Source organism: Tamlana crocina (genome assembly GCA_040429635.1).
Taxonomy (GTDB): domain Bacteria; phylum Bacteroidota; class Bacteroidia; order Flavobacteriales; family Flavobacteriaceae; genus Flavisericum; species Flavisericum crocinum.
This window is the reverse complement of sequence record CP158972.1, coordinates 2,442,216-2,462,010: the sequence shown is the minus strand read 5'-3', so window position 1 is coordinate 2,462,010 and position 19,795 is coordinate 2,442,216. Positions and strand designations below refer to the sequence as shown.

The 19,795-nt window shown below is 38.6% G+C and carries 17 protein-coding genes and 1 other RNA gene; 8 read left to right on the top strand and 10 right to left on the bottom strand.

The genetic code is table 11. The annotated features are described in order from the left end of the window. Together ABI125_10960 and ABI125_10955 are read left to right on the top strand one after the other, a co-directional pair. Entirely contained in the window at positions 1–993 is a 993-nt protein-coding gene (locus tag ABI125_10960; GenBank protein XCF05242.1) for a type IX secretion system membrane protein PorP/SprF, read from the top strand. A gap of 242 nt (positions 994–1,235) precedes the next feature. After that, entirely contained in the window at positions 1,236–3,500 is a 2,265-nt protein-coding gene (locus ABI125_10955) for a TonB-dependent receptor (GenBank protein ID XCF05241.1), read from the top strand. A 115-nt stretch (positions 3,501–3,615) separates the two neighbouring features. Here ABI125_10955 and ABI125_10950 read toward each other — a convergent pair whose 3' ends face one another. From ABI125_10950 to ABI125_10940, 3 genes are all read right to left on the bottom strand, one after another. Then, on the bottom strand, positions 3,616–4,632 hold the full coding sequence (locus tag ABI125_10950) for a cytochrome d ubiquinol oxidase subunit II (protein ID XCF05240.1): 1,017 nt from the start codon (positions 4,630–4,632) through the stop codon (positions 3,616–3,618). Between the two features lies 1 nt (position 4,633). Further along, complete coding sequence (locus ABI125_10945) at positions 4,634–5,938, bottom strand: cytochrome ubiquinol oxidase subunit I (protein XCF05239.1); 1,305 nt, start codon at positions 5,936–5,938, stop codon at positions 4,634–4,636. Between the two features lie 105 nt (positions 5,939–6,043). After that, positions 6,044–7,081, bottom strand: coding sequence for a glutaminyl-peptide cyclotransferase (locus tag ABI125_10940; GenBank protein ID XCF05238.1), 1,038 nt, complete (start codon positions 7,079–7,081; stop codon positions 6,044–6,046). An 89-nt stretch (positions 7,082–7,170) separates the two neighbouring features. Here ABI125_10940 and ffs point away from each other — a divergent pair. Continuing rightward, an RNA gene (ffs, locus tag ABI125_10935) (signal recognition particle sRNA small type) lies at positions 7,171–7,269 on the top strand. Between the two features lie 85 nt (positions 7,270–7,354). Next, positions 7,355–8,158 carry an SDR family oxidoreductase gene (locus ABI125_10930; GenBank protein XCF05237.1) on the top strand — a complete coding sequence of 268 codons (804 nt, stop codon included), beginning with the start codon at positions 7,355–7,357 and terminating at the stop codon, positions 8,156–8,158. Between the two features lie 8 nt (positions 8,159–8,166). Here the strand turns inward: ABI125_10930 and ABI125_10925 are convergent, their stop codons facing one another. Further along, the gene (locus ABI125_10925) at positions 8,167–9,585 is read right to left on the bottom strand and encodes a hypothetical protein (GenBank protein ID XCF05236.1); all 1,419 of its coding nucleotides are present in this window, start codon (positions 9,583–9,585) and stop codon (positions 8,167–8,169) included. 222 nt (positions 9,586–9,807) lie between these two features. Between ABI125_10925 and ABI125_10920 the strand changes: the two genes are divergently transcribed. Continuing rightward, positions 9,808–11,433 (top strand): ABC-F family ATP-binding cassette domain-containing protein, encoded by a 1,626-nt coding sequence (locus ABI125_10920; protein XCF05235.1) that lies wholly within the window; start codon positions 9,808–9,810, stop codon positions 11,431–11,433. A gap of 73 nt (positions 11,434–11,506) precedes the next feature. On the opposite strand, the gene ABI125_10915 is transcribed toward ABI125_10920, so the two are convergent. From ABI125_10915 to ABI125_10895, 5 genes are all read right to left on the bottom strand, one after another. Continuing rightward, the gene (locus tag ABI125_10915) at positions 11,507–11,737 is read right to left on the bottom strand and encodes a DUF2007 domain-containing protein (protein XCF05234.1); all 231 of its coding nucleotides are present in this window, start codon (positions 11,735–11,737) and stop codon (positions 11,507–11,509) included. A gap of 65 nt (positions 11,738–11,802) precedes the next feature. Beyond that, positions 11,803–12,033: a DUF2007 domain-containing protein gene (locus ABI125_10910; protein XCF05233.1), complete on the bottom strand. Its 231-nt coding sequence runs from the start codon at positions 12,031–12,033 to the stop codon at positions 11,803–11,805. Positions 12,034–12,111: 78 nt separating this feature from the next. Then, positions 12,112–12,957, bottom strand: a complete 846-nt coding sequence (locus ABI125_10905; GenBank protein ID XCF05232.1) for a phosphatase PAP2 family protein — start codon at positions 12,955–12,957, stop codon at positions 12,112–12,114. A gap of 12 nt (positions 12,958–12,969) precedes the next feature. Beyond that, on the bottom strand, positions 12,970–15,396 hold the full coding sequence (gene pheT, locus ABI125_10900; protein XCF05231.1) for a phenylalanine--tRNA ligase subunit beta: 2,427 nt from the start codon (positions 15,394–15,396) through the stop codon (positions 12,970–12,972). Positions 15,397–15,595: 199 nt separating this feature from the next. Next, positions 15,596–16,120, bottom strand: coding sequence for a DUF5004 domain-containing protein (locus ABI125_10895; protein XCF05230.1), 525 nt, complete (start codon positions 16,118–16,120; stop codon positions 15,596–15,598). A 162-nt stretch (positions 16,121–16,282) separates the two neighbouring features. Here ABI125_10895 and pxpA point away from each other — a divergent pair, with 162 nt between their 5' ends. From pxpA to ABI125_10880, 3 genes are read left to right on the top strand one after another with little or no spacing between them, the layout of a single operon-like run. Beyond that, a complete protein-coding gene (gene pxpA, locus ABI125_10890; protein XCF05229.1) occupies positions 16,283–17,023 on the top strand; it encodes a 5-oxoprolinase subunit PxpA in 741 nt (246 codons plus the stop codon). Between the two features lie 3 nt (positions 17,024–17,026). Next, a complete protein-coding gene (pxpB, locus tag ABI125_10885) occupies positions 17,027–17,758 on the top strand; it encodes a 5-oxoprolinase subunit PxpB (protein XCF05228.1) in 732 nt (243 codons plus the stop codon). Beyond that, on the top strand, positions 17,751–18,599 hold the full coding sequence (locus ABI125_10880; GenBank protein XCF05227.1) for a biotin-dependent carboxyltransferase family protein: 849 nt from the start codon (positions 17,751–17,753) through the stop codon (positions 18,597–18,599). The genes pxpB and ABI125_10880 overlap by 8 nt, the downstream gene beginning before the upstream one ends. Positions 18,600–18,605: 6 nt before the next feature. On the opposite strand, the gene deoC is transcribed toward ABI125_10880, so the two are convergent. Then, positions 18,606–19,346, bottom strand: a complete 741-nt coding sequence (gene deoC / locus ABI125_10875; GenBank protein ID XCF05226.1) for a deoxyribose-phosphate aldolase — start codon at positions 19,344–19,346, stop codon at positions 18,606–18,608. Positions 19,347–19,795 lie beyond the last annotated feature (449 nt).

Here is a 19,795-nt window from a genome sequence, read left to right as displayed (position 1 = left end):
ATGAAAAAATTAACCTTAACCATATACGTTCTGCTTTTGGCCTTGACCACCAGTTTTGGCCAGGAGCTAAACCTGCCGGTGTTTACCCAATATCTGGCCGACAATAATTTTGTGGTATCGCCCACTTATGCCGGTATCGGCGATAACGTTAAGCTACGGGCCAACGGACTCACACAGTGGGTAGGCATAAAGGGCGCACCAGACAACCAATCGTTTTATGGCGACGTTAGGATTGCAGAACGTACCGGTGTGGGGCTTTCCCTTTACAACGACCGCAATGGGAACACCATCCAGACGGGTGCTAAATTTTCGTTCGCGCACCACCTCATTTTGGATTATTATTCGAAGATGTACCTTTCCTTGGGGATTTCTTACAATCTTAACAATTTTAGGATAGACACAAGTAATTTTATTTCATATAATGATCAAGGTGTACCTATTGATTTTGATGCATCTGTAACCGATGAAAGAAGAACAACCAACCACAATTTCGATGTAGGTGCACTGTTCAGGCTGAAGGGCTACTTTTTGAGCTTTAATGTTAACAATCTACTAGACAAAGACTTTGATCAAGACTTAAGAAAACTAGAGCCCAGCCTGCTGTTGAACTACCAGTTTTATACGGGCTATACCTTTAGGGGGCCAAAGAAGAGCGGATTGGAGTTTGAGCCCAGCATGTTCATGCAAATGTTCAGCAGCGACAAGCGCTCCAGTACCGATGTCAATTTTAAGTTCAGGAAGTACAACCGCTACGAAGATTATTATTGGGCGGGCATATCGTACCGTTTCTTGAACGACCAGTTTTTCAAACCGTTGAATGTTGGCCCCATGGTGGGTTTCAAAAAGTCGATTTTCTATTTTGGCTACGCCTACCAGATTACCACCAACGACCTTTCGGGCTACAACTCCGGTACCCACGTGGTGACCATCGGGCTGGACTTCCTGCAGGGCATCAGCAACTGCCCCTGTACCCAGGACCCCGTGCACCATTGATGACTCATCAGTTAAACAAAAAAATAATTTGCCCGTGCCCGTTTTCGGTACGGGCTTTTTTAAGCATTTTTTAGGGGTTTTTGGGCTGCTCAATTCTACGTAAAGAATATATTTGCAGGAATTTTATAAAATTAAAAAACCCACGTAATGCTTTTTTCGTAGGTAGTTTAAAGCAAAGCATGAGGCATAATTAATGACTCCACTTTTCTTAAAACATATTTTAATTCATAATAAATCAAACCATGCAACTATTCAAAAAGAGATTTCAAAGGTCAAAGAGTACTGTCCTTTTTACCTTGTTTTTATTTTCTATTTCAATTTTAAGTGCCCACGAAATTAGCGGCACAGTCGTTTCAAAAGAAAAAGGATTACCCATTCAGGGCGTTGGTGTTTATAACAAAACCAATGGCGCCTATACCTATACCAATATTTCTGGCTATTTTGAGTTGGATGATGTGGCATTAAATGACGAAATCTTTTTTTACAGTTTGGGTTACGAAAACACTTCGATTGTAATCACCGAAGTTCAGCTTTCAACAAAAATTATAGTAGCATTGAAAGAATCGCCCGCATCATTAGATCAGGTTTTAATCGTGTCGAAGCCCAATGTACTGAGTACCTTTTTGGATGTTGATCTAAAAACCAACCCGGTTAAATCTTCACAGGAAATACTTCGAAAAGTTCCTGGTTTAATGATTGGCCAGCATGCCGGCGGCGGAAAGGCCGAGCAGATATTTTTGCGTGGTTTTGATATTGACCATGGTACCGACATTGCCATAAATGTGGATGGCATGCCCGTAAACATGGTATCGCATGCACACGGACAAGGCTATTCCGATATGCATTTTATCATCCCCGAAACGATTGATAATATCGATTTTGCCAAAGGAAGCTATTACGCCAATAAGGGCAATTTCAACACGGCTGGCTATGTGGATATTGGCACAAAAAAAGCAATTAAAGATAATTTGGTATCGGTGGAAGCTGGGCAGTTTAGTACCTTGAGGGCATTGGTTATGACAAAAATTTTAGAGGAAGAACATAGCAGTGCCTATGTAGCTTCAGAATTGATGCTGTCTGATGGCGTGTTTGAGTCGCCACAAAATTTCAACCGATTGAATGTTATGGGGCGTTATCATTTCAACAACCACCAAGACCAAGAGTTGAATTTGTCGGTGTCACATTTTCAAAGTAAATGGGATGCTTCGGGGCAAATTCCCGTTAGGGCTGTTGAGCAGGGTTTGATTGGCCGTTTTGGAGCGATTGACGATACCGAGGGCGGCAATACCAGCCGAAGCAATATTTGGGTAAACCACTCGAAGCAGTTGGATGCACATTCTAAAATTAAGACCAACGCTTATGTGTCTAAATACGATTTTGAACTGTTTTCAAACTTCACATTTTTCTTGGAAGACCCTGTAAATGGCGATCAAATCCATCAAAAGGAAAATAGAACTATTATTGGGGCTACGTCGGTTTACGACCATGCTATTCATTTAAAAAATAGCAATTCGCATTTAAGATATGAATTGGGAACAGGATTTAGGTACGACGATGTTAACGATGTACAATTATCGAAAACATTGAACCGACAAACCGTTTTAGAGCGATTGGCTTTAGGGAATGTGGATGAGTTGAACGCTTTTGCATTTGCTAGTTTAAATTATAAAACAGGAAATTGGACGCTGAATCCGGGCGTAAGGCTTGATTATTTTAAGTTCGATTACGAAAACTTACTCACCGAAGCCTACGACAACAAAAGTGAAAATAAAACGAAGGTGAGCCCGAAATTAAATGTTATTTATGCCGCTTCGCCAAAGTTGCAATTATTCGCTAAAACAGGATTGGGTTACCATTCCAACGATACTAGGGTGGTAGTGGCCAATGGTGGCGAGAAGATTTTACCAACCTCTTTTGGAAGTGATTTAGGGGTGATTTATAAACCGCAAAACCGATTGGTGTTTAATGCAGCGCTTTGGAACTTATTCTTGCAACAGGAATTCGTTTACGTTGGCGATGCCGGAATTGTGGAGCCCAGCGGAAAAACCGAACGTTATGGTGTTGATTTTGGAGTGCGTTATCAACTTAATGATTGGCTGTTTTTCAACACCGATTTGAATTATACCTATGCCCGAAGCAGTGAAGATCCAGATGGTGAAAATTATATTCCTTTGGCACCAGATTTTACGTCAACTGGTGGATTGAGTATCAAAGACTGGAAAAACTTTTCCGGAGGGATCAATTACAGATATATTAAAGACCGTCCGGCCAATGAAGATAATTCCATTGTAGCCGAAGGTTATTTCGTTACCGATTTGAATTTGAATTATACACTTAATAATTGGACGTTCGGATTGATTGTTGAAAACCTTTTTGATACCGAATGGAACGAAGCACAATTTGCTACGGAAAGTAGATTGTTTAACGAGCCCGATTCTGTTGAGGAAATCCACTTTACACCAGGTTCGCCGTTCTTTTTAAGAGGGAAAGTTTCGGTTAGGTTTTAATTAGGTTTAGATTCATTAGTGCATAAGGCATTAAATTTGTATCATAAAAAAATGGTATCGAGAAATAAAATCGATACCATTTTTTGTTAAATGAGATTTTGAAGTTTTAGATTTGTTACTCTAAAATTTTAATCATTTTAAACGATTTGAAAAGGTGGAATACACCGGGGAGAATGATGAGTCCGCCAATGATTAATGAAATGCCCAAAACATTTATTGTGCTATCGGTAGCAGCAGTTTCAATAATGCTCATTTCGGTGTTCGAAGCAATAATTAAATTAGGGTAATGGGTATTCAGTGCAGCCAAAATAATGAGAATAACTTGAATTCCAGCCAAGGCTCTACTTACTATTTGCCTAGCGTTTCTTATACTTTTCATCAGTGGGAAAATTAAAACTCCCGATAGCGCCACAAGACCGATAGTGTATGGGTTTTTCAAAAAATCGGTGACGAATTTAATTTCAAAAATCATTCCGTAGCTAAGCACGATAAAGCCTAAAACAATAACTGTAATATTGGCTATTCTTGATTTTTTAACATAGATAGGTCGATTGGTTTCGTTGGTTTCACCAATAAGTAAAATTGACGTGAGGAAAGCGCATAGGGCAGCAAAAAAGAGTCCCACCAAAATGGAAAACCCGTTTAACCACGGATTTACAAAAAGTTCAGCAAACGAGTAATCGGTGTAGTTTTCAGTGATAATCAATTCGCCGGAAATCATAGCACCAGCGGTCATTCCCAAAAAAATAGGGGTCACAAAACTGGAAATCCGGAACATCCAGTCATATACAATCTGAGATTTATCTTTGTAAGCATCATAATGCCTGAATACAAACGCCACGCCACGCATAGTTATTCCCAGTAAAACCAGAGTGAGCGGTATGTGCAAATACACGACCAAAACATTGTAAAACTCCGGAAACCCCACCCAAAGCACAACCACTAAAATGATGATCCAAATGTGGTTTGCTTCCCAAACGGGGCCCATAACGCTGTAGACTGTTTTTTTGGTGATTTTTTGGTTTTGTTCTGAAGAAAACAATTCAACAATGCCTGCTCCAAAATCTGCTCCAGCCAATATCACGTAAAGTAGCAGAGACACCAATAAGAAAAAGAGAACGACGTATAGCATATTAAGCAGTTTTTGAAGTGTTTAACGATTTGATTTGGCGCGCCATCAACCAAGTTACGGCAATAGTAAGTATACCGTAAAGGAAAAGGTAAAAGTAAAAACTGTAAATCATTCCTGGCATTGGGGTAACGGCATCTTTGGTGCGCATCACATTGTGGATTATCCATGGTTGGCGGCCCACTTCAGTAACAATCCATCCGGCTTCCAAAGCAATGAATCCAAATGGAGCGAGTATGGCAAATAATAGCCAGTACCAATTTTTATTCCACCACGATTTTCTTTTTAAACTAATGAAAAATAAACCACCAACAACCATAAGCAAAGTACCGATGCTCACCATAATTTGAAAGGCATAATGTACCATGGGTACATTGGGCTTTACATCATCGGGAAAATCGTTGAGGCCTTTTACTTCGGCATCAAAATCGCCAAAGGCTAAAAAAGATAGCGCTTTTGGAATTTCAATTTTATGCGAAACGGTTTTGTTTTCTGCATCCACAATACCGCCAATGTACAAAGGTGCTCCTTTTTGCGTTTCGTAATGAGCTTCCATAGCCGCGAGTTTTACGGGTTGCCTCTTGGCAATGTCTTTAGCTGAAAGGTCACCGCTTATAGGTTGTAAAATAGCGGCAACAGCACCAAAGGTAATGGCTATTTTAAAGGCTTTTTTATGTAATTCAACTTGTCGTTGCTTGTAAATTTGATAGGCGTGAATTCCGGCCACGGCAAAACCAGTAGCCGTAAAAGCGGCCAAAGTCATGTGCAAGGCTTGTGTGAACCAAGCAGGGTTGAAAAAGGCCTCGACAGGGTCTATGTTTAGAAATTGCCCATCGATATAATCGAAACCTGATGGCGCGTTCATCCAACCATTGGCCGAAACTACCAAAATACCGGAAGCCACTCCCGAGAGGCCCACAATAACACCTGTAAACCAATGGAATTTTTCTGGGATTTTATCCCATCCGTAGAGATAAAACCCGAGGGCAATAGCTTCCACAAAAAAGGCCGCGCCTTCCAACGAAAAGGGCATGCCAATAATGGGGCCGGCATATTTCATAAATTCGGGCCAGAGTAAACCCAGTTCAAAAGAGAGTGCCGTTCCGGAAACAGCTCCTGTAACAAAGAAAATCGCAACCCCTTTTTGCCACGATTTTGTGAGTTTTAGGTAGATGGGATTTCTGGTGTTGAGCCATTTTTTATGTGCAATAACCATAAAAAACGGCATAACCATACCAATACAAGCAAATACAATGTGAAAAATGAGGGTAAATGCCATTTGCAATCTTGCGGCATCTAAATTATCCATGGAGAAGGCTTTAAAGTAACACTACAAAGATACTTTATAAAGCTTAATTTTTGGGTGGAATTGGAGGTGAAAACCAGTCAAAAAATATAAAAAAATGAAAAAGATTTATTGTTCGACAATTTCAACTTCAAATAATTTATCCCATCGCTTTCCGGTAACAAAAATGGTTTTGGTCTTTGGGTTGTAAGCAATACCATTAAGTACATCCAAACCTTGGTGTTGGGTTACTTTGTTTTTTAGAGGTGTAAAATCAATGACACCTTCAACTGCCCCATTTTTAGGGTTGATGATGGCCACCCCGTTTTTTTGGTAGCGGTTGGCATAAATTTTTCCGTTGACCCATTCCAGTTCGTTAATGCCCACAATTTTTCCTTTGTTGGTACATACTTGAATGTAATCTTCCTCCACCAAAGTTTCAGGGTTTAGCGACCAGATTTTTTCCGAGCCATCACTTTTGTAAATAATGTCGTTATCGTTACAAAGTCCCCAGCCTTCCTTGCTGTTTCCGTATTTAAAATTTTCCAATTTTTCAAAGGTGTTAACGTCGTAAACAAAGCCGGCACCTTCTCGCCATGTAAGCTGAAAAACCTTGTTGTTTAAAATAGTGAGCCCTTCACCAAAATACTCATCGGCCAAGTTGATGTTTTTAAGCACTTCACCCGTTTTGTAATCTACTTTCCGAAGTTTAGATTCTTTGTATTGGCCAGTACTTTCATAAAGCGTATCGTTATAAAATTCGATGCCCTGAGTGTAAGAGGTAATATCGTGAGGGTACTCGTTTATAATTTTGAACTTGTAAATTTTAGGTGTTTGGCTACTCAAAATGGTAATTTGTGATGATACCGTTGATTGTTTATCACCGTTATAGTATACGTTGGCAGTGATGGTATGTTCACCCAGTTTGAAGTCATTTAAAGCTAGGTTAGGGGCTATCTTTTTATTATCAACGGAATAGATAACCGAATCGATTTGGTGTTCTTTTTTGTTTTCTAAAGTGAATTTTAGGGTTTCAGAATCTGAAATATTACCCTTTTTAGCGTTGGTGGTGATACTAAAATCACTTTTTTTATTTCCGGTGTTAGAGCCGCAACCAAAAGTTAGCACGCTTAAAAATATGATTGTGAGATATTTGAATCTTATCATGGTTTAAAATGTAATTTTAGGCAAGATATTTATTAAAAATCAGTTTAAAAAATCATTGCGAAAGTTTTAAAAGGTTGTATCTTTGCACTCGGCAAGTCCTACACAACCAGCTCCTGTTGAATCCTCCAGGTCGGGAACGAAGCAAAGGTAAATGGTCGTAGCGGTGTGATGTAGGTAGCTTGCCTTTTTTTGTGCAATAAATTTAAATCTTGAAAGCTTATGCGAATCAAGATTTTTTAGTTTATTGCACCTTTAACTTCAAAATTTTCATCAATGTCTAAAGTTGTTTTAATTACCGGAGGTTCTTCTGGAATAGGAAAATCTATGGGGGAGTTTTTAACCGAAAAAGGGTTTAAAGTTTATGGTACTAGCCGAAATCCTGAGAAATATAAAAACAGCCAGTTCCCTATTTTGACTTTGGACGTGAAGGATAAAGATACTATTAAACAAACAGTTGCAGAAATCATTTCGAAAGAAAACCGATTGGATGTGGTGATTAACAATGCTGGTTCGGGTATTACTGGCCCTATTGAAGAAATTCCCGAAGCAGAGATAAAAAACAATTTCGACACCAATTTTTTTGGCCCCATAAATGTGATTAAAGCTGTGTTGCCGCAAATGCGGAAACAACATTCTGGACTTATAATTAATATCACTTCAATAGCGGGTTATATGGGTTTGCCATATCGAGGTGTTTACAGTGCCAGCAAAGGAGCGCTAGAGCTATTAACCGAAGCGTTTAGAATGGAATTGAAAGATTTTAATATTGAAATGACTAATGTGGCTCCCGGCGATTTTGCAACCAACATTGCCGCAGGACGCTATCATGCCCCACTTTTAGATGATTCACCGTATAAAAAGCCTTATGGGAATACACTAAAATTAATGAATGAACATGTTGATAGCGGCAGCAACCCGAATCTGATGGCAGAAGCGGTTTATAACATCATCAACACGCCAAAACCAAAGGGGCACTACAAAGTAGGGGAGTTTATGCAGAAATTTTCAATTGTGCTGAAACGGATTTTACCCGATAAGGTTTATGAAAAAATTTTGATGAATCACTACAATCTGTAACCGTCAGTCTATTGGTTTATTAATCCCAATAATTGCTCTTCAAAGTGCGAAGAAAAAATGTTGGTATGGCTATTTATAATTTTAGAGTGTTTGTCTAAAATAATAGTTTTGGTCATAGGGTATATAGCCAATACTTCTTTACCTTTCTTGGCGTCTTTAAGCTTGTATTCGTTAGTTTGATCAAATTGGTAGCCTTCAAGCATTTTTTGAGCTTTTTCAACACCGCACTTATCAATATTTATAGCGATAAAATTAACCTCTGGATATTTGGTTTTTAGCTCATTGATTTTATAATGCGATTCCTTAAAATGATCGTAATACACCTGAGACCAAAATGTAATCGCTGTAGGTTTGTTTACCAATTTGTTGATGCTTGTCGTTTTGTTGTTGTAGCTCACTACATCGACAATAGGAAGTTTAGATCCTTCTTTTAAAGCGTTTAAGGATTTGGTGTAGTGCACCATCATATCCTTTTGCTTTTGGTTATTACTTTTTTCTAGATAAGAATTTAAAATTTCATTGTTGTCGTGTTCATTTTTACTTTTAGATAAAAATCGCATGGTAAAATGGTACAACAAATCTTCTTTGGTATCTGGGTTTTCAACCAAACTGTCAATTAAATTGAGTCTGTTTAAGTTGTAACATAACGATTTTCTACTGAAATTTTCCGTAGTGCAATTTTCGTCAAACATTTTTAAGGACATGTTGCTAAAATGATGTCTTAAAAAAGTGATATAATTGTAATAAGAACTTAAAAACTCGTCGTTGTAATTGATATCTTTCCGGTAAGCATAAAAATCATTAGGCAAAGATTTTAAAATAGCCACTTTATCCTGCCCGTAGTGCACAAACGGATAGACCTCTTTATTGGAGTAATAGCTATAATTAATGTTCGATTCGGCGATTTTCAAAAATAAATCAGAAGGTTTGTGCTTGCTTTTAAAGTGCTCCAAAGCCTTTACCCTTATAGATTTTAAGGAATCGACATGGTTTTTGTAGGCCTCTGGACTTAATTGACAGAGTCTAACAATTTGTTTTTCCTCTTTTTCGTTTTCTAAAAATTCATTAATGAGGTAGTTGTTTTTTTTATCGCCTTCACCGGTAAACACCAACGATTCATCAAACTCCAGAGTATTAAGCCTAAACAGGATACTGTCTTGTGGCTCAAGTAAAATCATTTGGAATTCACCACCGTGCCTAAACGTATAAAGGCCTTGTTGTAAATCATCAATTTTATATAAAAATCGGTTTCTGCCATCCAGCTTAACGGTGTCTATAACTGTTTCATTTCTAGATAGTACAACGTAGTTGGTGTTGGGGTTTATAATTTCACCACCAAAATAGGCGTAATTGGCAAGGTTGTCATTTTCCTTTTTACAGCCTAAAACAGTAATCAGTATAAAAATAAAGGCAGTGTAAAGCTTCATAAATCCGTCGTGAGAGTCTATTCTTTAAAGCAAAAGTATATCTTGTATTTATAAAGTCTTGTTAATGCGTTGTTAAATGTTTCCTAATCAAAGCAGTATATAATTGGTACAAATAACCTAAAAAAAGTGCTAATTATGAAATGATGAATAAAATAATTGAGTAGCGAAGTTTCGTCTTACCAATGTAATTCTCTACTTTTGCAAAAAAATAAAAAATCCTATATGTTATCAGTATCAAATCTTTCGGTTCAGTTTGGAAAACGTGTTCTTTTCGACGAGGTGAATACCACGTTTAACAATGGCAATTGCTACGGAATTATTGGTGCCAATGGCTCCGGAAAATCTACATTTTTAAGAATTCTTTCTGGAAAGCAGGAGCCCACTTCTGGCCATGTGTCGCTTGAAACCGGAAAACGCATGTCGGTGTTAGAGCAGGAGCACAATTTGTACGATGAGCATACGGTACTGGAAACGGTATTGATGGGAAATAAGCCGTTATTTAAAATTAAAACGGAAATTGACGCACTTTATGCTGACTATAGTGATGAAAATGCTGAAAAAATAGGAGAGCTTCAAGTTGAATTTGAAGAAATGAACGGTTGGAATGCCGATAGCGATGCGGCCGCTATGCTTTCAAACTTGGGCATCAAAGAAGATTTGCACTACACCATGATGAGTGATCTGGATGGTAAACAAAAAGTACGTGTTTTATTGGCACAAGCGCTTTTTGGAAACCCCGATGTGCTGATTATGGATGAGCCTACCAACGATTTGGATTACGAAACCATTTCGTGGTTGGAGAATTTTTTGGCCAATTACGATAACTGTGTGATTGTCGTATCGCACGACCGTCACTTTTTGGATGCCGTTTGTACGCATATTTCAGATATCGACTTCGGAAAAATAAATCACTATTCCGGTAACTATACGTTTTGGTACGAGTCGTCGCAATTAGCGGCAAAACAGCGCGCACAACAAAACAAAAAAGCAGAGGAAAAGAAAAAGGAATTGGAAGAGTTTATCCGTCGTTTTTCTGCTAACGTCGCCAAAAGTAAACAGGCTACCAGTAGAAAGAAAATGATTGATAAGCTTAATGTTGCCGATATACGCCCAACTAGCCGACGCTATCCTGCCATTATTTTTGAACGTGAGCGTGAAGCTGGCGACCAAATTTTGAATGTTGAAGGATTGTCAGCATCGTTGGATGGCGATGTGTTATTTAAGGACATCGATTTGAATTTAGCCAAGGGCGATAAGGTAGTAGTCTTTTCAAGAGATTCGAGGGCTACCACCGCGTTTTACCAAATTTTGAACGACAAAGAAAAAGCCGATGCCGGTAAGTTTGCTTGGGGAGTTACCACTACACAATCTTATTTGCCTTTAGATAATAGTGAATATTTTAACAATGACCTAAATCTTATCGACTGGTTGCGCCAATGGGCAAAAACCGAAGAAGAACGAGAAGAAGTTAACATTCGCGGATTTTTAGGGAAAATGATTTTTAGTGGGGAAGAGGCTTTTAAAAAATCATCAGTATTATCGGGAGGTGAAAAAGTAAGATGTATGTTATCACGAATGATGATGCAAAGAGCTAATGTTTTGATGCTGGATGAACCAACCAACCACCTAGATTTAGAAAGTATTACGGCGTTTAACAACTCGCTTAAAAACTTTAAAGGTACTGTGTTGTTTACCACACACGACCATGAGTTTGCACAAACCGTAGCCAATCGAGTGGTGGAGCTTACACCGAATGGAGTGATAGACCGTTACACCACATTTGATGATTATATGCAAGACAAAAAAATTAAGGAATTGCGTGAAAAAATGTACGCGGTTACAGCTTAATTTGTAAATCTATTATAAACAAAAAACCTCGAAGTTCAACTTCGAGGTTTTTTGTTTTAAATGGAATTTATTATCACTCCTGCAATTCGACAGTTAACTTCTTAACAGTTTTTATTGCCCGGACCAGTTCATCTTTATGAACATGGATTTCTTGAAAACCTTGACCAAAAGTTCCAAAGCCAGCCAGTCTAGCAGATTCCGATTCATCCTTAATAATGGCGCAAATATTGATTTTTTCCAACTCAGTAAAAATGCGTTGCACTTCAATAAAACTTCCCGAAAATATTTTAATGTAGTTTGACATGGCTATAGGGTTTTAAGGTTTTACGTTTTTAAAAAGAGGGATATATTAGCAATTTAATATTTGTATTAAGCTTCAAGTTCCGAAGTTAAATGCTCCACAATGGGCAGGGCTTTTTCTATTTCGTCTTTATGTACCGATATTTGATGGAGTGAAGCATTTGTCGACCCAAATATGGGGGCCAATCCATAGTCTGACTCATCTTTCACCACGGGAATAATGTCCTCTCTTTCCAGAGCAGCAACAATACGTTGCACCATGGCGTAATCTCCAGTGAAAATCTTAATGTAGTTCGACATGGCATTCCGTTTTCTTCGTTCACTCTCTAATTTACTAAAAATTATTGAAAAGAGCTACAATTTCGGAAACATTGTCGGTTAAAAATTTCCCACTAAACCAATTTGATTGGGCTTAATAGCCAATCGCCAAGATATTTTTTTCGAATCTCTATTCGCGGCACTATAAACTTTAGTGTTGTTAAGAAATCGGTCTATGCAATCGACCACAATAATGCTAATGGCGGCACTAAAAGCGGTGTCGGTTACCCAATGGGCATTTGCAGTAAGCCTGGAAAGCGGTATGATTGAACCTATGGAATAAGTGGCGACTTTTGCCCAGGTACTATTGAATTGTTTGGCAATAGAGTGTGCCATGGTCATCGATAAAATGGTATGTCCTGATGGAAAGGAGTGAAAAGCACCTTCGGGAGAAAACGGCTTGAAATCAAAAGCACCGTAACCCGAATTGGGCCTCGCGCGGCCAATGGCATTTTTTGCGAAACTTTGTATAAGGCCTGTGGTTACCGATGATGAAATGATAAGTACGCTGGTTTTTCGGATGGTTTCGCTTTTGGTGATCAAACCCACACCGTACAGGCCAGCATTGACCATAAAATAGTTCTGCGGGCTTCCAAAATACCAACCAAAATCCTTAACCAGCTGTGGGGCTTTAGCGTCTTGCCTTTTAAAAAATTGGTTTGCAGGTTCGTCGATGGATGACAGGGCAAGGGTTCCCGCCACTAAAAAACCGAGCGTTTTAAAATCTTTACCTTTCCAATGTGCCGGACGAGAAACAGAATGCTTTACACTTTGCCAAGTGTATTTAGCATCGTGTTTTAACAGTTTCCACCGCGAGAGGCTGTCTACCGGTTTTTTGAGAGTATCGTTTTGAGCAGAAACAGACACCGAAAAACACAGCAGTACAGTAATAAAAAAGCCTCTCATACTTCTATAATTCTAGCGTAATTCTGCACCAAGTTGTTTTTCAAAATTGCTTTGCAACTTGTTCATTATTTTATCGATTTGCTTATCGGTAAGTGTTTTTTTGTCGTCTTGAAGCGTAAAGCTCACCGCGTAACTTTTTTTGCCTTTTGGTAAGTTTTTACCTTGATAAACATCGAATAAGTTAACAGCTTTTAATAGCTGCTTTTCACTTTGTTTGGCAATATTGTATATCGATTCAAAAGTAACGTTATCGTCCAGAAGCAATGCAAAATCTCGTCGTACTTCGGGGTATTTAGGTATTTCGGTGAATTTAATCTTATTGTGCTTCACTAAATCTAAAATAGCATCCCAGTTGAAATCAGCATAAATGACTTCCTGTGAAATATCGAAATGTTTTAAAACGGATTTTTTTACCAATCCGAAATCGACCAATTTGTTTTTACCTAAACCTAAAGTCAAGCCTTCAGAAAACAAATCGTTGGTGATTGGTGCTTCCTTGAATCTTGAAATGCCCAAACGCTCTAAAATTGAAACGATCAGCCCTTTCATTAAAAAGAAATCACTTTTTTTAGCGCTATTGGTCCAATTTTCAGCATTTTGGTTGCCCGTTATAAAAAGCGATAGATGTTTGAATTCTTCACGTTTATCGTTGTAACCATGATAGGTTTTTCCAAATTCGAATAGTTTTAAATCGGAACGTTTACGATTGATGTTAAACGATACGGCTTCTAACCCAGAAAACAACAATGATTGGCGCATTACCGATAAATCGTTACTCAACGGGTTGAGCATGCTTATGCTGTGCTCTTCTTTTAACTGTTCGCTTAAAGCCACGTAATTTGGTGTAGTAAGCGAATTGGCCATAATTTCGAAGAAGCCTTGCGACACCAATTGGTTGCCTACCACGTTCTGTACTTTATAATCCTCAAAACGGGAGGTGGTCGAAATTGAGGCATTCAGCTTTTCGGTAATTTTGATATTGTTGTAGCCATAAACTCTTAAGATTTCCTCAATAATGTCGGCTTCGCGCTCTACATCGTTACGATAGGCTGGAACGGTTAAACCCAATCCGGTTTCGGTAACATTGTTCACTTTTATGTCCAAAGAAGTTAAAATACGTTTGATGGTTTCCTTAGGAATTTCTTCACCAATCAGTTTTTTTGCGTTTTCAAAACTCAAACGCACTTCGAAATCCTTTATTTTGTTGGGATAAAAATCAACAATGTCGCTGGTGATTTCGCCGCCCGCCAATTCTTGAATGAGCAACGTAGCACGTTTTAAAGCGTATTCCGTAATATTGGGGTCGATGCCACGTTCAAAACGAAAAGAGGCATCAGTATTCAATCCGTGGCGTTTGGCCGTTTTACGGATACTCACCGGGTTAAAATAGGCACTTTCCAAGAAAATGCTAGTGGTGTTTTCGGTAACCCCCGAGTCAATCCCTCCAAAAACCCCGGCGATGCACATAGGTTTTTCAGCATTGCAAATCATTAAATCGTCTTCGTGAAGTTCGCGTTCTAAACCATCTAAAGTGGTAAATTTAGTGCCTGACTTTAAGGTTTTTACTTCTATTTTGTTGCCAATAATTTTAGTAGCATCAAAAGCGTGTAGTGGTTGTCCTAAATCATGAAGTACGTAATTTGTAGCATCAACCACATTGTTTTTTGGTTCAATGCCAATGGCTTTTAAGCGGTGCTTTAACCAAGCAGGTGATTCTTTAACCCGCAGCCCAGAAATGGTAACGCCGCAATAACGTGGTGCAAGGTCTTTATTTTTAACATCCACATCCATTTTTAGGGTACGATTGTCTACACGAAACGCACTTACTGATGGCGTGATGAGCTCTAAATTGATTTCTTTTTGTACCAATCCGGCTCTTAAATCACGAGCGGTACCCATGTGGCTCATAGCATCGGCACGGTTGGGGGTTAACCCGATTTCAAAAACATGGTCGTTTTCAATATCAAAAATATCGGCAGCAGGTGTTCCGGGTTCCAAATCGGTATCCAAAACCATAATACCGTCATGCGATTTACCCAAGCCCAATTCGTCTTCGGCACAGATCATGCCGTGGCTGGCCTCGCCTCTTATTTTTCCTTTTTTAATGGTCCAAGCTTCACCATCTGCCGTGTAAAGTGTGCTGCCGATTGTGGCAACGGGAACTTTTTGTCCGGCTGCTACATTGGGTGCTCCGCAAACAATTTGTAAAGGCTCGTCATTACCGATGTTCACCGTAGTGACTTTTAGTTTATCGGCATTGGGGTGTTTTTCGCAAGTCAATACTTCGCCAACAACAACGCCTTCCAGTCCGCCTTTTACAGATTGATAATTTTCTACGCCTTCTACTTCAAGTCCTAAATCGGTAAGGAGTTCGCTGGTTTGTTCTGGTGTCCAATCGGTTTTAATGAATTGCTTTAACCAGTTATAAGAAATCTTCATAAAGTTTTATGCTAATTGAAGCTGCAAAGATAAAATATTGGGGTAAGCATTCAAATATTGTTTGATTAAAAAGGTGATTGAATTTTTAGACTGAAATAGAAAAGTTGTTGAATTTATGTTAAATGTTAAGTTTTTCGAAAACAAAAAAACGAAGCCGTTTCTAGCTTCGTTTTCCAGTATTAAAATTTATGCCAATAACTTATTCCGATTTGGCATAAGTAAATGAGGTTTTAGTGCTAATAGTCGTACCGTTTACATCTGTAAAATTGTAAGTACCCTCAAATGTAAAAGCAGTATTTTCGTCATTAACATCAATGGCAAGAGCTTGGCTGGTGCAGTTGCCCACAAATCTGAGAGTGCCGGTTTCGCTGAGTTCCCACGTGCCCGATACTTCGTTTTCGTTGTTGCATCCGGTTGCCGTTTTTCCTAAAGAATAGGTGTAGCTTCGGTCGTTACCAAACTCGTAAACTAAGTCTTTTTCACAATCGGTAAATTGTCCGTAAATATCGGTGCTGGGATTGTCCGTATCGTCGTCGGTAAGGTCAATCTCATCTTCGGCAACAATACTTTGTAATGTCCAGGTGCCGGTAAAGGTGGTTTCGGTAGCGCTCAATTCACCTGAAATGGCTTCTGGGCATTGGATGTCATCCGAACTGTTATCACAACTCACAAATAGTACGCCTGCGGCAATTAAACTTTTTACTAATAAAATAGGTTTTCTCATAATTCAATATTTTTTTTAAATCATTAACTAGATGAATAAATTAAAAATAGTTGCGTGAAAGAATGATAAAATTTTCTTAAAATGGAAATGCTGAAAGCCGATAACCCTAAGTTTTTACGGTTTAGCAATTGAAATATCACCAAGAATAATTAACTTGGTTCTGTGGAAAATCAGATTATTGATATTAATGTAGATATGGGCGAGGGCATAGGCAATGAAGCCAAGTTGATGCCCTATATTTCGTCGTGTAACATTGCTTGCGGTGGGCATGCTGGCGATCACCTCACCATGAAAACCGTGGTAAAATTGGCCAAACAGCATCGCGTAAAAATTGGTGCGCATCCGTCGTTTCCTGATAAAGAAAATTTCGGACGGAAAACTATGGAAATGCCCTGTGTGGTGTTGTACTCCTCGTTAAAAAATCAAATAAACGATTTGGTTACCGTTTTAAATGAAGAGCATGTGCCGTTGCACCACGTTAAACCGCACGGTGCTCTTTACAACCAAGCCGCTACCGATGAAAAAACAGCAAATGTTGTTGTTGAGGTGATGAAAACCCTGGCATTGCCAGCCGAACTTTATGTGCCTTACAATTCGGTATTGGCGAGAATTGCGGTTGAAAATAATATTCCGGTGCTTTATGAGGCATTTGCCGATAGAAATTATAATAGCGATTTATCTTTGGTGTCTCGAACCGAAAAGAATGCACTTATTGAAGATTTTGATGCCATGTTTCAGCAAGTGTTCGGTATTTACAGTGGCCAAAAAGTAAAGACCATTTCGGGCGAATGGGCGATGATAAAAGCGCACACGTTTTGTATTCATGGCGACCACCCCAATGCGGTAAAAATGGTGAAAGCCTTGGTGGAAAAACTTCAGGAAAAAGGCTGTAAGATTAGATAATGCATGAAGTTTAAACTGATTTATAAACCTTACGGGCAGCATGGGATTTTAGTGGAGTGGCCGGCCTCAATTGATGAAGCAACATTGAATGATGTGTTGTGGTTTAAATCGAAATTAAACTCAAATGCCACTGAAAATATTGTTGAAGCGCGCTCATCGTATCACTCCTTGTTGATTATTTATAGCCGATTTGAAAATGGTTTTGATAATGAGGTTTTAAGGTTGAAATCCATTTATTCTTCTGAAGAAAAAAGTAAAAAACTTAAATCGACTTTATGGCATATTCCGGTGTGTTATGATGCTCAATTTGGTGTGGATTTAGAAAGTATTTCGAAAGCTAAAAACCTATCGGAAGATGAAATTGTAAACTTGCATTCCCAAACCATTTACACCGTTTATTTTATTGGGTTTTTACCCGGATTTTTATATTTAGGTGGATTGGACGAGCGTTTGGCCACACCGCGGAAAGCCACCCCCCGATTACAAATTGAAAAAGGCTCGGTGGCCATTGGGGGAAACCAAACAGGGGTTTATCCAAGTGCCAGTCCTGGCGGGTGGAACATTATTGGTAATAGTCCCGTAAATTTTTTCAATGTAAAAAACGAAACTCCTTGTTTTGCCAAGGCGGGCGACCACATTAAATTCTATTTCATTGATTTAAAGGAGCATCAAAATATCAAAGCGTTGGTGAATGCCGGTGTATTTCAAATAGAAAGTGAGGTGCTTGATGGTTAAGGTGCTAAAGCCAGGGTTGTATTCTACGGTGCAGGATTTTGGGCGTACAGGCTATCAAGAATTTGGGGTGCCTTATTCGGGTACTATGGATCATTACGCAGCCAAAATAGTGAATATGCTGCTCGGCAACGATGAGAATGCTGCCGTTATTGAAATGACCATGACAGGAGCGTCGCTTCAATTTGAATGCGATACTTTAATTAGCATTTCGGGAGCAAATATGAGTCCTGAATTGAACAAAAAAAAAATTCCGATCAATAAGGCTGTGGCCGTGAAACAAGGGGATGTGTTGTCCTTCGGGAAATTACAATCGGGTTTCAGGAGTTATTTGGGGATTTTAAGCGGCTTTAAAACCGAAAAGATTTTGAACAGTCGAAGCATGTACGTGCCCATCACCCATGCTCAGGTTCTTAAAAAAGGAGAAATACTGCCTGTTGAGAATTTACCATTTGGTCATTCGCGTAAACACGCCCAGATTAAGATCGATAAAAGCTATTTGTCGTCCGAAACCCTTGAGGTTTTTAAAGGGCCTGAGTTTGACAGACTGACAATAACTCAGCAAAAAACTTTGTTGAAAACCAAATTCAGCATTTCAAAAGACAACAACCGTATGGCTTACCAATTGGAAGGACGCTTTGAAAATAAATTGGATCCCATTATCACTTCAGCCGTTATGCCAGGAACAGTGCAGTTAACGCCTTCTGGTAAGCTTATCATTTTAATGCGCGATTGTCAAACAACTGGGGGCTATCCTCGGGTGCTCCAATTGGCAGATAATGCATTGAATGTTATGGCTCAAAAGTTTACTGGTCAAACCGTAAGCTTTATGATGCTGTTGTAGAACTGGCTATCGAGTAACTGATTTTTCTTTGGCTACGGCCTCTCTTTTTGCTTGGTTGGCCTGCTCGATGTAGTACTTAAAAATTTTGGTGTTTCTAAGGATAGTACCGTCATCTTCCGATTTAATAGCGGTTGATGTTCCAATTCTATCAGCTCCAGCATCAATATATTTAATGGCCGTTTCGAAGTCGCGAATACCACCAGCTGCTTTAATCTTAGCTCGGTTTTTTATTGTTTTTTTAATGATTTTCACGGCGGTTAAGGTCGCACCGCTTTTTGAAAATCCGGATGAGGTTTTGATGAAATCAACATTAGCATCCAAACAGATTTCGCAGGCTTTTATGATTTCGTTTTTACTTAATTCTGAAACTTCAATAATGGCCTTCAATGGGGCTCTGCCAATAGCTAATTTTACATCAGTAATATCTTTTAAAACAGCCATGTAGTTGCCGCTTTTCAAATAGCCAATATTGATGACCATGTCGATTTCACTGGCACCGTCTTCTATTGCCTTTTCGGCTTCGAACACTTTTGCGGCTGTAGACATCGATCCCAAAGGAAAGCCTACCGTTGAACAAATTTTTACATCAGATTGACCCAAAAGCTGATTGGCCAATGAAACATAACAACTGTTAACGCAAATACTGTAATAATTATTTTCGGTTGCTATTTCACAAAGTTGCATGATGTTGCGACTTGTGGCATCTGGTTTCAATAAAGTATAATCAATGTAATTTGAAATATTCATAAGTAGGGTTTTAGGACGAAAACAACTAAAAGGGAACGTTGTTTTCAAAATTAAGTCAGTTGAAAATTAACCTCAATACTAAATTATAGAAATTAAATGTTGTGTTATTGTTAATTATTGGTTTTTAGATTAACGGTAGCTTAACTGTGTATTTAACAGATTTTATTGTGAAATATTTTATGGATTGAATACTTTTTTTTAAATAAAGAGGAAACACAATTTTGTTTATAGCTATTAAGTTTTGTTTTAATTCATATTCATTTAAAGTTTATCTTCCGTCAATTTCAGCATACTACTTTAACTCTCTGTTTTTTTAGCATAAGTCAAACTTTATTTTAAAATCATATTATAATTTCATTTTAGACTGAAAATTGACGTCTCGAAAGATATTATCATTTCGATGAAAGACTATTTATTACTGGTTTTTAGTTTAAAGGCGAGATAGCCAT

Coding starts and splice junctions, on each gene's coding strand:
- deoC (XCF05226.1), bottom strand. CDS start 19,346: ATGAATATTTCAAATTACATTGATTATACTTTATTGAAACCAGATGCC.
- ABI125_10955 (XCF05241.1), top strand. CDS start 1,236: ATGCAACTATTCAAAAAGAGATTTCAAAGGTCAAAGAGTACTGTCCTT.
- pheT (XCF05231.1), bottom strand. CDS start 15,396: ATGAAGATTTCTTATAACTGGTTAAAGCAATTCATTAAAACCGATTGG.
- ABI125_10905 (XCF05232.1), bottom strand. CDS start 12,957: ATGAGAGGCTTTTTTATTACTGTACTGCTGTGTTTTTCGGTGTCTGTT.
- pxpB (XCF05228.1), top strand. CDS start 17,027: ATGAAGTTTAAACTGATTTATAAACCTTACGGGCAGCATGGGATTTTA.
- ABI125_10960 (XCF05242.1), top strand. CDS start 1: ATGAAAAAATTAACCTTAACCATATACGTTCTGCTTTTGGCCTTGACC.
- ABI125_10945 (XCF05239.1), bottom strand. CDS start 5,938: ATGGATAATTTAGATGCCGCAAGATTGCAAATGGCATTTACCCTCATT.
- ABI125_10925 (XCF05236.1), bottom strand. CDS start 9,585: ATGAAGCTTTACACTGCCTTTATTTTTATACTGATTACTGTTTTAGGC.
- ABI125_10880 (XCF05227.1), top strand. CDS start 17,751: ATGGTTAAGGTGCTAAAGCCAGGGTTGTATTCTACGGTGCAGGATTTT.
- ABI125_10940 (XCF05238.1), bottom strand. CDS start 7,081: ATGATAAGATTCAAATATCTCACAATCATATTTTTAAGCGTGCTAACT.
- ABI125_10920 (XCF05235.1), top strand. CDS start 9,808: ATGTTATCAGTATCAAATCTTTCGGTTCAGTTTGGAAAACGTGTTCTT.
- ABI125_10910 (XCF05233.1), bottom strand. CDS start 12,033: ATGTCGAACTACATTAAGATTTTCACTGGAGATTACGCCATGGTGCAA.
- ABI125_10930 (XCF05237.1), top strand. CDS start 7,355: ATGTCTAAAGTTGTTTTAATTACCGGAGGTTCTTCTGGAATAGGAAAA.
- ABI125_10895 (XCF05230.1), bottom strand. CDS start 16,120: ATGAGAAAACCTATTTTATTAGTAAAAAGTTTAATTGCCGCAGGCGTA.
- ABI125_10915 (XCF05234.1), bottom strand. CDS start 11,737: ATGTCAAACTACATTAAAATATTTTCGGGAAGTTTTATTGAAGTGCAA.
- ABI125_10950 (XCF05240.1), bottom strand. CDS start 4,632: ATGCTATACGTCGTTCTCTTTTTCTTATTGGTGTCTCTGCTACTTTAC.